At 59.7% G+C, this 13414-nt stretch carries 16 protein-coding genes; 10 read left to right on the forward strand and 6 right to left on the reverse strand.

Features of this window, described 5'->3' with window-relative positions; translation table 11 throughout:
* Window positions 1-7: 7 nt before the first annotated feature.
* Window positions 8-334, reverse strand: coding sequence for a DUF883 family protein (locus A7J50_RS00205; RefSeq protein WP_003170746.1), 327 nt, complete (start codon window positions 332-334; stop codon window positions 8-10).
* Window positions 335-489: 155 nt separating this feature from the next.
* Here A7J50_RS00205 and A7J50_RS00210 point away from each other — a divergent pair, with 155 nt between their 5' ends.
* Complete coding sequence (locus A7J50_RS00210; protein WP_016969657.1) at window positions 490-705, forward strand: dodecin; 216 nt, start codon at window positions 490-492, stop codon at window positions 703-705.
* Window positions 706-818: 113 nt separating this feature from the next.
* Window positions 819-1043, forward strand: a complete 225-nt coding sequence (locus A7J50_RS00215; RefSeq protein WP_064450017.1) for a DUF1161 domain-containing protein — start codon at window positions 819-821, stop codon at window positions 1041-1043.
* A gap of 59 nt (window positions 1044-1102) precedes the next feature.
* On the opposite strand, the gene A7J50_RS00220 is transcribed toward A7J50_RS00215, so the two are convergent.
* Window positions 1103-2104, reverse strand: coding sequence for an LLM class flavin-dependent oxidoreductase (locus tag A7J50_RS00220; RefSeq protein WP_064450018.1), 1002 nt, complete (start codon window positions 2102-2104; stop codon window positions 1103-1105).
* 216 nt (window positions 2105-2320) lie between these two features.
* On the opposite strand from A7J50_RS00220, the gene A7J50_RS00225 reads away from it, so the two are divergent.
* On the forward strand, window positions 2321-2752 hold the full coding sequence (locus tag A7J50_RS00225) for an OsmC family protein (RefSeq protein ID WP_064450019.1): 432 nt from the start codon (window positions 2321-2323) through the stop codon (window positions 2750-2752).
* 250 nt (window positions 2753-3002) lie between these two features.
* Window positions 3003-3242, forward strand: coding sequence for a DUF1161 domain-containing protein (locus A7J50_RS00230; RefSeq protein WP_064450020.1), 240 nt, complete (start codon window positions 3003-3005; stop codon window positions 3240-3242).
* Here the strand turns inward: A7J50_RS00230 and A7J50_RS00235 are convergent, their stop codons facing one another.
* Window positions 3243-3665 (reverse strand): hypothetical protein, encoded by a 423-nt coding sequence (locus A7J50_RS00235; protein WP_064450021.1) that lies wholly within the window; start codon window positions 3663-3665, stop codon window positions 3243-3245.
* A 142-nt stretch (window positions 3666-3807) separates the two neighbouring features.
* Here A7J50_RS00235 and A7J50_RS00240 point away from each other — a divergent pair, with 142 nt between their 5' ends.
* Complete coding sequence (locus A7J50_RS00240) at window positions 3808-4851, forward strand: aminopeptidase (RefSeq protein WP_064450022.1); 1044 nt, start codon at window positions 3808-3810, stop codon at window positions 4849-4851.
* 95 nt (window positions 4852-4946) lie between these two features.
* On the opposite strand, the gene A7J50_RS00245 is transcribed toward A7J50_RS00240, so the two are convergent.
* Window positions 4947-5606, reverse strand: coding sequence for an HAD family hydrolase (locus A7J50_RS00245; RefSeq protein WP_064450023.1), 660 nt, complete (start codon window positions 5604-5606; stop codon window positions 4947-4949).
* Window positions 5603-6145 (reverse strand): gamma carbonic anhydrase family protein, encoded by a 543-nt coding sequence (locus A7J50_RS00250; RefSeq protein WP_064450024.1) that lies wholly within the window; start codon window positions 6143-6145, stop codon window positions 5603-5605. Before A7J50_RS00250 ends, A7J50_RS00245 begins: the two co-directional genes overlap by 4 nt.
* A gap of 54 nt (window positions 6146-6199) precedes the next feature.
* On the opposite strand from A7J50_RS00250, the gene prlC reads away from it, so the two are divergent.
* Window positions 6200-8299 (forward strand): oligopeptidase A, encoded by a 2100-nt coding sequence (gene prlC, locus A7J50_RS00255; RefSeq protein WP_208604448.1) that lies wholly within the window; start codon window positions 6200-6202, stop codon window positions 8297-8299.
* Complete coding sequence (locus A7J50_RS00260; protein WP_027608125.1) at window positions 8296-8568, forward strand: YheV family putative zinc ribbon protein; 273 nt, start codon at window positions 8296-8298, stop codon at window positions 8566-8568. Before prlC ends, A7J50_RS00260 begins: the two co-directional genes overlap by 4 nt.
* A gap of 9 nt (window positions 8569-8577) precedes the next feature.
* Here A7J50_RS00260 and A7J50_RS00265 read toward each other — a convergent pair whose 3' ends face one another.
* Entirely contained in the window at window positions 8578-9264 is a 687-nt protein-coding gene (locus A7J50_RS00265; protein WP_064450026.1) for a dual specificity protein phosphatase family protein, read from the reverse strand.
* Between the two features lie 275 nt (window positions 9265-9539).
* Between A7J50_RS00265 and A7J50_RS00270 the strand changes: the two genes are divergently transcribed.
* The 3 genes from A7J50_RS00270 to A7J50_RS00280 are packed head-to-tail and all read left to right on the forward strand — an operon-like array spanning window position 9540 to window position 13390.
* Complete coding sequence (locus A7J50_RS00270; RefSeq protein WP_064450027.1) at window positions 9540-10292, forward strand: gluconate 2-dehydrogenase subunit 3 family protein; 753 nt, start codon at window positions 9540-9542, stop codon at window positions 10290-10292.
* 2 nt (window positions 10293-10294) lie between these two features.
* Complete coding sequence (locus A7J50_RS00275; protein WP_064450028.1) at window positions 10295-12079, forward strand: GMC family oxidoreductase; 1785 nt, start codon at window positions 10295-10297, stop codon at window positions 12077-12079.
* A gap of 12 nt (window positions 12080-12091) precedes the next feature.
* On the forward strand, window positions 12092-13390 hold the full coding sequence (locus A7J50_RS00280) for a cytochrome c (protein WP_064450029.1): 1299 nt from the start codon (window positions 12092-12094) through the stop codon (window positions 13388-13390).
* Window positions 13391-13414: the final 24 nt, after the last annotated feature.

Genomic DNA, 13414 nt, shown 5'->3' on the forward strand with positions numbered 1-13414 from the left:
CGGTCAATCAGTCACCGCGTTTGCACAGCAGGTAAGCAGCCAGCAGGCCCAGTGCGCCAACGGCGACGCCGGCGGTAGTCCACGGGTGCTCTTGTGCGTAGTCCCGGGTTGCGACGCCGGTTTCGCGGATTTTGACTTTGCTTTCTTCGTAAGCATCGCTGATCAGGTGGCGGGAGTGCTTGAGGGCATTCTCGGCATTACTTTTCAGGGCCTTCAGCGTTTTGCGCGACTCATCGGACGCATCATCCTTGAGGCTCTCAAGGGACTTGAGCAGGCTCGAAATCTCGGCTTCCATGCTTTCCAGCGACGCTTTGCGTAAAGAAGTGTTGGCCATGTGGGCTCTCCTGAAGTGATTGAGTGGCATGTGTAGATACCGACTACGGCGTTTTCAGAAAGTGCAGTAAATCTGAACTTTCACGTAGGAATGGCCGCCAGAAGCAGTACGAACATTGACTGCTACGCTTCAGTAGAGACCTCAGGAGAAACGCTATGTCAGATCATCACACCTACAAGAAAGTCGAACTGGTGGGCTCGTCGACGACCAGCATCGAAGACGCCATCAACAACGCCATTGCCGAAGCGCATAAGAGCATCAAGCACTTGGAGTGGTTTGAAGTGACCGAAACCCGTGGTCACATCAAGGACGGCAAGGCCGCGCATTTCCAGGTCACGCTGAAGGTGGGATTCCGAATTGCCAGTAGTTGATCACGTTGGTTGAACTTGCTGACTGGCCGATTGCCATAACCTGCGCTACAACCTTGGGGTGCCGATGCAATGCGTCGGCACGCTCTTTTTGATCAGCGCAAGGAAAGTATCGGATGAAGAAGTTCCTGTTAGCGGTAGGTTTGTTGAGCATTGCGGGTACAGCCCTGGCGGCGGGCAAGCCTTGTGAAGAGCTGAAAAGTGAACTCGCAACGAAGCTTGATGCGAAAGGCGTTCAGCATTATTCCCTGGATGTTGTCGATAAAGGCGCTGCAGCCGGTGGAAAGGTGATTGGCTCCTGCGAAGGCGGCACCAAGGAAATCGTCTACAAACGCGGTTAATCCCGTGTTCCAGACATAAAAAACCGACGCGAGTGCGTCGGTTTTTTTTCGCCTGAGGGTTATCCCTTCATCAGTTGTGCGAGCAACTCGTAGGAATGAATCCGGTCAGCGTGCTCGTACAGGTCGCTGGTGAAGATCAGCTCATCGGCACCGGTTTGCTCGATCAGCACTTCCAGTTTGGCGCGGATCTTGGCCGGGCTGCCGACCATGGCCAAGCCGAGGAAGCTGCCGACGGCGTCTTTTTCATGGGGCAGCCACAGGCCATCCATGGTTTTCACCGGTGGGCGCTGCACCAGGCTTTGCCCGCGCATCAGCGCCAGAATGCGTTGGTACACGGACGTGGCGAGGTAATCGGCCTGCTCGTCGGTATCGGCCGCCACCAGCGGAATGCCGAGCATCACGTAGGGCTTGTCCAGCACGGCTGAAGGCTTGAAGTGATTGCGATACACGCGAATCGCCTCGTGCATCAAACGCGGTGCGAAATGCGAGGCGAAGGCGTAGGGCAAACCCCTCTCTCCCGCAAGCTGCGCGCTGAACAGGCTGGAACCCAGCAGCCAGACCGGTACGTTGGTGCCGGTGCCGGGCACGGCGATCACCCGTTGGTCTGGCGTGCGCGGGCCGAGGTAGGCCATCAGTTCGGCCACGTCTTCGGGGAAATCGTCGGCGCTGCCCGAGCGTTCACGGCGCAGGGCGCGGGCGGTCATCTGGTCGGAACCGGGCGCGCGGCCCAGGCCCAGGTCGATACGGCCGGGGTACAGGCTTTCCAGCGTGCCGAACTGCTCGGCGATTACCAAGGGCGCATGGTTGGGCAGCATGACGCCGCCGGAGCCGACGCGAATGGTCGAGGTGCCACCGGCCAAATAACCCAGCAAAACCGAGGTGGCCGAGCTGGCGATGCCGTCCATGTTGTGGTGTTCGGCCACCCAAAAACGGTTGTAGCCGAACTTTTCCACGTGCCGGGCCAGGTCCAGAGAGTTGTGCAACGATTGCGCGATGCTCCCGTTGGCGCGCACGGGCACGAGGTCGAGGGTCGAGAACTTCACGTCGGACAGCGATTTCATAAGCCTGCTTCTCCATTAGGTGCGCAGGCTTATAGACCAACCAAAACCTGCCGCTTCATGTGCATGCTCTATGCAATGAGGGCATATACCCGAGATTCAATAGAGATTGCGAAATTTCCTACTAAAAAGCTAGGTTTCTCCGACAAGATGAACTTTGCCAGCGCATCTATCCTCAGAACCCTTACTGAAGCAAAACCACCGTTCGAGGAGACAGCTATGAGTATTGTTAAAAAAGCATCCGCGCATTGGGAAGGTGATCTGAAGACAGGCCTGGGTTCCATTTCCACTGAAACCGGCGTGCTGCGCGAAGCGCCTTACGGCTTCAAGGCCCGTTTCGAAGGCGGCAAGGGTACCAACCCTGAAGAACTGATTGGTGCGGCCCACGCGGGCTGTTTCTCCATGGCGTTTTCGATGATTCTCGGCGACGCCGGCCTCAAGGCCGACAGCATTGACACCCAGGCTGAAGTGACTTTGGACCAAGTGGAAGGTGGCTTTGCAATTACCGCCGTGCACCTGATCCTCAAGGCCAAGATCCCCGGCGCGAGCCAGGCCCAGTTCGACGAACTGAGCAAAAAGGCCAAGGAAGGGTGCCCGGTGTCCAAGGTACTGAATGCGAAAATCAGCCTGGATGCCACGCTCGTCAGCTGATGCGGTCTGCGTAACACAGTAGATCCTCTGTGGGAGCGGGAGTGTGTGGGAGCCGGGCTTGCCCGCGATAGGTTCACCTCGGTGTTTCAGTTATGCCGAGGTGGCGCCATCGCAGGTCAAGCCAGCTCCCACACACCCGCTCCCACATTTAGTTGTGCGTTAAATCAGAACTCGTGTTTCCCGGATGTGGTCCTATACGCTATGCAGCCTAGGCGCACACCCGTGCGCATGCATTCAGGGAGCTACACACATGAAACGTTTTGCCTTGGCGATCATCTGCGGTGTTTTGGCCACGTCGGCCGTGGCCGCGCCAAAAGATTGTGAAGAGCTCAGGAAAGAGATCGAGGTCAAAATCCAGGCTAACGCAGTGCCGTCCTACACCTTGGAAGTCGTCAGCAAAGAAGAAGCCGACAAGCACGACAGTGCCATGGTCGTCGGCAGCTGTGAGAACGGTACCAAAGCTATCGTCTACCAAAAGAACAACGACTGATCAGATGCAGTTGACGCTGCGTTCTTCCGCCAGCAACTGCCGCGCTGTGTTGTACAGCCGGATGTTGGGCGTAAAGCCCAGCGAGCGGCCCTCCAGCACATAGCGCTGGCCTGCCTGGAAACTGTCGTACTGCAAGGTCATGAAGCAGGTCCGGTCCTGGGTCTGCGACAACCCGCCCAAACTGCCCCCGGTCGGCACCTCGAAATCAAAGCGCACCATCAGTTCGTGGCTGCCGGGTGGCACCTGAAAGAAACGCCCGTCGTTGAGGTTCTTGCCGTCCAGGCGCTGGGCCATCACCAGTTTGGCGCCCGGGGTCGGCGTGGCGAAATCGACCCATGCCTGATGCGGATCGACCGGTGGCAATGGGGTCGAAGCACAGGCGCTGAGAAACAGGGCAGTGACGGGAAGCAAGAGCTGGCGCATGGCAGGCACTCAACGGAAGGAAAGAATTAAGCCCGGCGCACAGGGCAGCAGACTCTCTATGAGTATAAACACGTCACGGCATGGAAAAATCCCGCGCAGGCAGGATAGTCTGGCGAGCCAATTACCCAGGAGCGGTCGGAGCATGTTGAGGCGTTTTCTTCCAGGGTTAATGGTCGTGTTGCTCAGCGGCTGCTCCAGCGTCAGTTATTACAGCCAGTTGGCTGACGGCCAATGGCAGTTGCTGAGGGCGCGGGAGCCGGTTTCCGAAGTCATCGCCGACCCCTCTCGCCCACAGGCGCTGCGCGATCACCTGGAGCAATCGCAGAAGGCGCGTGCCTTTGCCAGCGAGCACCTGCACTTGCCTGACAACCAGAGTTACCGGTTGTACGCGGACATTGGCCGACCCTATGTGGTCTGGAATGTGTTCGCCACGACGGAATTCTCTCTATCCCCGCAAACCCACTGTTTCCCGATCGCCGGCTGCGTCGCTTATCGCGGCTATTACAACCAGGGCGCTGCACGCGGCGAGGCGGCGTTGTTGCAGCAACGGGGCATGGACGTGTCGATTGGCGGTGTCGAGGCCTATTCCACCCTGGGGTGGTTCAACGACCCGATCATGAGCTCGATGATGCACTGGGGTGATGAGCGACTGGCCACGCTGATTTTTCATGAGTTGGCGCACCAGCGTTTTTATGTGAAGGACGACACCGAGTTCAACGAGTCTTATGCCAACTTCGTCGAGCAGGAAGGCACCCGCCAATGGCGTGCAGCACGGGGTTTGGCGCCTGTCAGCGATGCAGCGTTGCAGCAGCGTGACCAATTTATCCAGCTGATTCTTGATACCCGCAAACGCCTGGAGGCGTTGTACGCAAAACCGTTGGTGGCGGACGTGATGCGGCAGGCCAAGGCAGCGGAATTTGAGCGATTGCGCAGCGAGTACCGGCACATGCGCGATAGCCAATGGGGCGGGGATAAACGTTACGACGTGTGGATCAACCAGCCGATGAACAATGCGCGGTTGTTGCCATTCGGGCTGTATGACCAGTGGGTGCCGGCGTTTGCGGCGTTGTTTGCGCAGGAAGGCGGGGATTGGGTGAGGTTTTTTGCGGCGGTTGAGAAATTGGGTGGGTTGCCGGTGGCGCAGCGTAAGGCGGCGTTGAGGCAATTGGAGAGTGGTGGCCGTTAGGGCCTCTTCGCAGGCAAGCCAGCTCCCACAGTTGACCGATTTCCAAACTTGGAATGCAGTCAACTGTGGGAGCTGGCTTGCCTGCGATAGCGGTCTCAAACCCGCTGCAAAAACGCCTGATGCATCTCATCCAACGTCTCAAAATGCCAAGTCGGCGCCTCGGCATTCAACTCTTCAAAACTGCCGAACCCATACCCTACAGCCGCCGAGTCCAGCCCATTGCTGCGCGCCCCGATCAGGTCGTGCTTTCGATCACCAATCATCAAGGTGGTCGCCGGGTCCAGGCCCTCTTCGCTGATCAAGTGAGCGATCAGCTCGACTTTATGGGTGCGCGTCCCATCCAGCTCGCTGCCGTAGATGACCTTGAAGTGCTTGGCAAAATCGAAATGGCGGGCGATCTCGCGGGCGAACACCCACGGCTTGGACGTGGCCACATAGAGCTGACGGCCCTGGCCGTTCAGCGCTTCCAGTAACGGCATCACGCCGTCGAACACGCGGTTTTCATACAGGCCGGTGACCTTGAAACGCTCGCGATAAAAATTCACCGCCTCCCAAGCCTTGGCCTCGTCGAAGCCGTAGAACTGCATGAAGGCTTGCAGCAACGGCGGGCCGATGAAGTGCTCCAGCTTGGTCAGGTCCGGCTCGTCGATGCCGAGCTTGCCAAGCGCGTACTGGATCGAGCGAGTGATGCCCTCACGCGGGTCGGTCAGGGTGCCATCCAGGTCGAACAGGACAGTTTGGTAACGCTGGGTCATTGGTCGAATCCTTCAGCCAGGTGCAGGTCTTTAAGCTTCACGTAGTTCGCCGCGCTGTAAGTGAAAAAGGCGCGCTCCTTGTCAGTCAGCGCGCGGATTTGTTTAACCGGGCTGCCGACATACAAAAAGCCGCTGTCGAGTTTCTTGCCCGGCGGCACCAGGCTACCGGCGCCGATGATGACGTCGTCTTCGACCACGGCGCCGTCCATCACGATGCTGCCCATGCCGATCAAGATCCGACTGCCCACGGTGCAGCCATGCAGCATGACCTTGTGGGCGATGGTCACGTCATCGCCGATCAGCAGCGGGAAGCCGTCCGGGTTGAACGGCCCGGCGTGGGTGATGTGCAGCACGCAGCCGTCCTGCACGCTGGTGCGCGCACCGATGCGGATGCGGTGCATGTCGCCGCGAATCACGGTCAGCGGCCAAACCGAGCTGTCGGTGCCGATTTCGACATCGCCGATCACCACCGCCGAAATATCGACAAAAGCCCCGGCGCCCAGGGTTGGCGTATGGTTCTGATAGGTGCGAAGGGTCACGATAGCCTCTCTCTCTTCTGCTGATAGCTGCGGTGGGCGTTGATTGTAATTAAGATGGCCCCATCTTTGTTCTTACATGTTTCTTCAGCCAAGGTGTCAACCGTGAGCGCGAACAACCCTCTTCTACAGTCCTACGACCTGCCGCCGTTCTCGGCGATCCGTGCCGAGCACGTGCAGCCGGCCATCGAACAGATCCTCGCCGACAACCGCGTTGCCATCGAAGGCATCCTGCAAAGCCAGGGCAAAAATCCGACATGGGCCGGTCTGGTGCTGGCTATGGATGAGCTGAATGACCGCCTGGGCGCCGCCTGGAGCCCGGTCAGCCACCTCAACGCCGTGTGCAACAGTGCCGAGCTGCGCGAAGCTTACGAAGGCTGCCTGCCTGCGTTGAGTGCCTACTCCACCGAGATGGGCCAGAACCGCGCGCTGTTCCAGGCCTTCGAAGCCCTGGCCAACAGCCCCGAAGCGGCCGGCTTCGATGTGGCGCAAAAAACTATCCTGGAACACGCCCTGCGCGACTTCCGCCTGTCGGGTATCGATTTGCCGCCCGAACAGCAAAAGCGTTACGCGGAAGTGCAAAGCAAGCTTTCCGAACTGGGCAGCAAATTTTCCAACCAACTGCTGGATGCGACCCAGGCCTGGACCAAACACGTCACCGATGAAGCCACTCTCACCGGCCTGACCGACTCCGCCAAGGCGCAAATGGCTGCCGCCGCTCAGGCCAAAGGCCTCGACGGCTGGCTGATTACCCTCGAATTTCCGAGCTACTACGCGGTGATGACCTACGCCCAGGACCGCGCCCTGCGTGAAGAAATCTACGCGGCCTACTGCACCCGTGCGTCTGACCAAGGCCCGAATGCCGGTCAGAACGATAACGGCCCGGTGATGGAGCAGATCCTCGATCTGCGTCAGGAACTGGCCAAGCTATTGGGCTATGCATCGTTCTCCGAGCTGAGCCTGGCCACCAAAATGGCTGATTCCAGCGACCAGGTGCTGAGCTTCCTGCGTGACCTGGCCAAGCGCAGCAAGCCGTTTGCCGCTCAGGACCTGCAACAGCTCAAGGCCTACGCCGCCGAACAAGGCTGCGCCGACCTGCAAAGCTGGGACAGCGGTTTCTACGGTGAAAAACTGCGCGAGCAACGCTACAGCGTTTCCCAGGAAGCCCTGCGCGCCTACTTTCCGATCGACAAAGTGCTCGGCGGGCTGTTTGCCATCGTCCAGCGCCTGTACGGCATCGAAATCGCCGAGCAAAAAGGCTTCGACACCTGGCACCCGGATGTTCGCCTGTTTGAAATCAAGGAAAACGGCCAGCACGTCGGGCGTTTCTTCTTCGACCTGTACGCCCGCGCCAACAAGCGGGGCGGTGCCTGGATGGATGGCGCGCGCGACCGTCGCCGCACGATCGACGGCGTATTGCAAAGCCCGGTGGCCAACCTGGTGTGCAACTTCACCCCGGCCGACAGCGGCAAGCCTGCGCTGCTGACCCACGATGAAGTCACCACGCTGTTCCACGAATTCGGCCACGGCTTGCATCACCTGCTGACCCGCGTTGAACACGCTGGCGTGTCCGGCATCAACGGCGTGGCGTGGGATGCAGTGGAACTGCCGAGCCAGTTCATGGAGAACTGGTGCTGGGAGCCGGAAGGCCTGGCGCTGATCTCCGGCCACTATGAAACCGGTGAGCCGCTGCCTCAGGACCTGCTGGAAAAAATGCTGGCGGCGAAGAATTTCCAGTCCGGCCTGATGATGGTGCGCCAACTGGAGTTCTCGTTGTTCGACTTCGAGTTGCACGCCACCCATGGCGATGGTCGCACAGTGGCGCAGGTGCTTGAAGGCGTGCGCGATGAGGTCTCGGTCATGCGTCCACCGGCCTACAACCGTTTCCCTAACAGCTTTGCGCACATCTTCGCCGGCGGTTACGCGGCGGGTTATTACAGCTACAAATGGGCTGAAGTGTTGTCGGCGGATGCCTTCTCCAAGTTCGAGGAAGAGGGTGTGCTCAACGCTGAAACCGGCCGTGCATTCCGCGAAGCGATTCTGGCGCGGGGTGGTTCCCAGGCGCCGATGGTGCTGTTCGTCGACTTCCGCGGACGTGCGCCGTCGATTGACGCACTCTTGCGCCACAGCGGCCTGAGTGAGGACGCGGCAGCATGAGTGAAGGGCCTGTGATTACCAAAAAGCAATTTATCGCCGGGGCGGTTTGCCCGGCGTGCAGCGAGCCGGACAAGTTGAAGATGTGGACCGAGGACAGCGTGCCGCACCGTGAGTGTGTGGCCTGCGGTTATACCGACACGCTCAATGATCAAGGTTTGTCGGTGCCCAAGGAGTTGGGCACGCGGGTCAATACATCGGCGTTGAAAGCGCCGGACCCGAAGGTGCAGGCCGTGCAGTTTTTCCCCAATCCCAAGCTGAAAAAAGACTGATACCCGTTCTTAGGGTGTGAGCACTAATTCAGCATCTTTCTTTGGCTCAACACGGCTGCTGGTGGCCGTGTTGAGCCAACTGTTCATCGAGCACAGGGCAAACGCGCTGGTGCTGCAATCGCCATTCGCCAAGGCTGTACGCAACTTGTCGATATCGGCTTTCATCATGTAGCGAACGCCGTCCTTGAAGCCGTTACTGGTGCCGAAACCGCCCAGGGTCATCTCGTTCAGCGCGTCTTCTTTGCTCCACCCCTGAATCACCACCCGATACATCGCGGCCATCAGGCCAGTGCGGTCGGAGCCGTGTTTGCAGTGCATCAGCACCGGGCCGTTGGCTTCTGCTTGCTGGATGGCCCTGAGCGCCGCCAGCACGTCGGAATCGTCGACGTGGTTAGTGCGATAAGTCAGCTGCACCTGTTTGATATCAGATGTCTTCAGCCATGCCGCATCAGATTCCGGCAAAAAGTTGATCACCGTGCCGATCTTGAGTTTTTCCAATACGGGCACTGCACTGCTGTCCGGCAGTGCGCTGCGATACAGCGTCGGCGTCATCTGGTGCAGGTTGAATTGGTCGCCCACAGGCTGGGCCCATTCTGCTGAGCGCAGGGACGTGGCCTCGTCGGCTTGGGCCTGAAGCGTGCTGAGCAGAGCCATGAACGCCAGGCCGAGGGCAGGCAGCAAACGAATTGTGAACATGCGCATTGGGACCGAATAGGGAAATGGCTGATGGGCCACAGATTCGCCTGCGAGGGGTCAACGCGGCGTGAGGTACTCGTCAAAGAATCGTGAATACCCGACCTGATCCGGTGTTTTTCTCGCTTAATCGATTCTTCTCAATTCTTAGCCTGCTATCATTTGTAACTATTGTTTGCCAGTCTGCTCTAGCCCATTGGATCCTATTTGCTCGGCAAGCCTTCACGCTGCTCTCAGAAGCGGCTGATCAACCCGTGACCACATGATGAGGTGCACCCATGTCTGATCAAGATCAAGACAACCCCCGGCGTGACTTTTTGCGCAAATCCTTGACCTTGATCCCGGTGGTCACGGTTGCCAGTACAGGCCTTGGCGGCTCGATATTGATGGCCACGCCGGAGCCGGTTCAGGCCGCTCCTGCCAAGCCGTCCGTCAACGACAAAGCCTATGAGCCGAGCTATTTCACCGCCGAAGAGTGGGCGTTTATCAACGCGGCCGTCGCCCGCCTGATTCCCGCTGACGCCCAAGGCCCTGGCGCCCTGGAAGCCGGCGCGCCGGAATACATCGACCGCCAGATGAACACGCCGTATGCCGCGGGCGCGCTGTGGTTCATGCAAGGCCCGTTTAACGCCGATGCGGCGCCGGAGATGGGCTGGCAGAGCAAACTGGTACCCAAGGACATCTATCGCCTGGGCATTGCCGCGACGGATGCCTGGTCGAAGGCGTTCAATGGCAAGGCTTTTGCCGTGCAAGACAGCGCTACCCAGGACGACATGCTGCGGCGTATGGAGGCTGGCGGCAGTGAAATGACGGCGCATTTCGAAGCCGTGCCGGCAAAGATGTTTTTCAACCTGCTGCTGCAAAATACCAAGGAAGGGTTCTTCTGCGACCCGATCCACGGCGGCAATAAAGGCATGGTCGGCTGGACGATGATTGGCTTCCCCGGCGCCCGCGCCGATTTCATGGACTGGGTTGAACGCAACGAGCAATACCCCTTCCCGGCTGTTTCCATTCGCGGCGAGAGGGCATAAACGTGGCGACCATCATGAAGAAAGTGGACGCGGTGATCGTGGGTTTCGGCTGGACCGGCGCGATCATGGCCAAGGAACTGACCGAAGCAGGCCTCAACGTGGTAGCGCTGGAGCGCGGCCCGATGCAGGACACCTACCCCGACGGCAACTATCCGCAGGTCATCGACGAACTGACCTACAGCGTGCGTAAAAAACTCTTTCAGGACATCTCCAAGGAGACGGTGACCATTCGCCATAGCGTGAATGACGTTGCCTTGCCCAACCGCCAATTGGGCGCGTTCCTGCCGGGCAATGGCGTGGGCGGCGCGGGCCTGCACTGGTCGGGGGTGCATTTTCGCGTCGACCCTATCGAGTTGCGCATGCGTAGCCACTATGAAGAGCGCTACGGCAAAAATTTCATTCCCAAAGACATGACCATCCAGGACTTCGGCGTGAGCTACGAAGAACTGGAGCCGTTTTTCGACTACGCGGAAAAAGTCTTCGGCACCTCCGGCCAGGCCTGGACCGTAAAAGGTCAGGTGGTGGGCGAAGGCCGTGGCGGCAACCCATATGCACCGGATCGTTCCAACCCGTTCCCGTTGGAGTCGCAGAAAAACACCGTGTCCGCACAGCTGTTTCAGAAGGCGGCTGCCGAGGTCGGTTACAAGCCCTACAACCTGCCGTCGGCCAATACCTCGGGGCCGTACACCAACCCCTACGGCGCGCAGATGGGCCCGTGCAACTTCTGCGGGTTCTGCAGCGGTTACGTGTGCTACATGTATTCCAAGGCCTCGCCAAACGTAAACATTCTGCCAGCACTGCGCCAGGTGCCGAACTTCGAGCTGCGGCCCAATTCCCACGTGCTCAAGGTCAACCTCGACAGCACCAAGAGCAAGGCCACCGGCGTGACCTATATCGACGGCCAGGGGCGGGAATGCGAGCAACCGGCGGATCTGGTGATCATCGGCTCCTTCCAGTTCAACAACGTACGCCTGATGCTGCTGTCGGGTATCGGCAAGCCCTACGACCCGATTACCAATGAGGGTGTGGTGGGCAGGAACTTCGCCTACCAGAACATGGGCACCATCAAGGCCTTCTTCGACAAGGACACCCACACCAACAACTTCATCGGTGCGGGCGGCAATGGCGTGGCCATTGATGACTTCAACGCGGATAACTTCGACCACGGGCCGCACGGCTTTGTGGGGGGCTCGCCGATGTGGGTCAACCAGGCTGGCAGCCGGCCGATCGCCGGTACGTCCAACCCGCCGGGCACCCCCGCGTGGGGCAGTGCCTGGAAGCGCGCCACCGCCGATTACTACACCCACCAGGTGTCGATGGACTCCCACGGCGCGCATCAATCCTACCGGGCCAACTACCTGGACCTGGACCCGGTGTACCGCGATGCCTACGGTCTGCCATTGCTGCGGATGACGTTCGACTGGCAGGAAAACGACATCAAGATGAACCGTTTCATGATGGAGAAAATGGGCAAGGTCGCCCAAGCGATGAACCCCAAGGCCATTGCCGTGCTGGGCAAAAAGGTCGGAGAGCAATTCAACACTGCGGCCTACCAGACCACTCACCTCAACGGCGGCGCGATCATGGGCACCGACCCGAAAACCAGCGCGCTGAACCGCTACCTGCAGAGCTGGGATGTGCACAACGTGTTTGTCCCGGGCGCGTCCGCTTTCCCACAAGGCTTGGGTTACAACCCTACCGGCCTGGTGGCGGCGTTGACCTACTGGTCGGCGCGGGCGATCCGCGAGCAGTACCTCAAGAATCCCGGCCCACTGGTTCAGGCATAAGGAGCGATGACCATGAAAGCACTCGTTATCGCCACCCTGGCGTTGCTCAGCAGTTGCTCGGTAAGCGCCGCCGAAACCGACTTGATCAAGCAGGGCGAATACCTGGCCCGCGCGGGTGACTGTGTGGCCTGCCACACCGCCAAGGGCGGCAAGCCGTTCGCTGGCGGCCTGCCGATGGAAACGCCCATCGGCGTGATCTATTCCACCAACATCACCCCGGACAAGACGGGCCTGGGCGACTACAGCTTCGAAGACTTCGACAAGGCCGTGCGCCATGGTGTCGCCAAGAACGGTAGTACGCTTTACCCGGCGATGCCGTATCCGTCCTACGCACGCGTCAGCGACAGCGATATGCAGGCGTTGTATGCGTATTTCATGAAAGGGGTTGAGCCGGTCGCCCAAGCGAACAAGGACAGTGACATTCCGTGGCCCTTGAGCATGCGCTGGCCGTTGGCGGCCTGGCGCTGGATGTTTGCCCCGACGGTTGAGGAGCATCCGGCACAGGTCGCCGCCGACCCGGTGATCAGCCGTGGCGCCTACCTGGTTGAAGGCCTCGGCCACTGTGGCGCCTGCCATACGCCGCGCGCGCTGACCATGCAGGAAAAAGCCCTGAGTGCCGCGGACGGCGCTGCCTTCCTGTCCGGCAGCGCGCCGTTGGAAGGCTGGATCGCGAAAAGCCTGCGTGGCGACCACAAGGACGGCCTCGGTAGCTGGAGCGAGGAGCAACTGGTGCAGTTCCTCAAGACCGGTCGCAGTGACCGCAGCGCGGTGTTTGGCGGCATGAGTGATGTTGTCGTGCACAGCATGCAGTACATGTCGCAGGACGACCTGACCGCTATCGCCCGTTACCTCAAAAGCCTGCCGGTGGTCGATCCCAAGGATCAGCCGCATCAGTACGATAAGCAGGTGGCCGAGGCGCTGTGGAAAGGCGATGACAGCAAGCCGGGCGCGTCGGTGTATATCGACAACTGCGCCGCCTGCCACCGTACGGACGGCCATGGTTATACGCGGGTGTTCCCGGCACTGGCGGGTAACCCGGTGTTGCAGACGGCGGATGCCACGTCGTTGATCAACATTGTGTTGAACGGTGGAACCTTGCCGGCGACTCACACGGCGCCGTCGACATTCACCATGCCGGCTTTTGCCTGGCGTTTGTCGGACCAGGAAGTGGCGGATGTCGTCAGCTTTGTTCGCGGCAGCTGGGGCAACAAAGGCGCGCCCGTGAAAGCCAGTGACGTGGCGGACCTGCGCAAGAGTGATATGCGCACCACCTCGGGCGATGACCTGGGGCAGGTGACGCAGAAGCACTGATCCTGCCCTGACCGCCAAACGGCA

The organism is Pseudomonas antarctica, assembly GCF_001647715.1.
GTDB classification, from domain to species: Bacteria; Pseudomonadota; Gammaproteobacteria; order Pseudomonadales; family Pseudomonadaceae; genus Aquipseudomonas; species Aquipseudomonas antarctica_A.